Consider the following 322-nt stretch of genomic DNA (forward strand, 5'->3'; position numbering starts at 1 on the left):
AGATGTGTATAAGAGACAGGGCAATATGTGCCGTGGGTTTTTTACAGACGGGCAGCAACGACGAGTGGGCGTTCATGGGCGGTCAAACAGTACGGCGCGGCTGATGGCTTCGACCACTTCATCCACTCCGTCACCCGTGCCGCAATTGGTAAACAGTACCAGCCTGCCGCTCCTGGCCTCGACAGACTCGCGCCGCATGCGTGGCAGATCAACGCCCACATAAGGCGCCAGGTCATATTTGTTGACCACCAGCAGGTCACAGTTCAAGACGCCGGGGCCGCGCTTGCGCGGAATATCATCACCGCCTGCCACGTCGATGACG

Annotated in this window: 1 protein-coding gene; it reads right to left on the reverse strand. The window is 59.0% G+C overall.

Annotated features, from left to right (window positions below):
• Positions 1–72 precede the first annotated feature (72 nt).
• Positions 73–322, reverse strand: a 250-nt coding sequence (locus ALO43_RS08205; RefSeq protein WP_162235578.1) for an urease accessory protein UreG, incomplete at its 5' end; no start/stop codon positions are given.

The organism is Pseudomonas tremae (assembly GCF_001401155.1).
GTDB lineage: Bacteria > Pseudomonadota > Gammaproteobacteria > Pseudomonadales > Pseudomonadaceae > Aquipseudomonas > Aquipseudomonas tremae.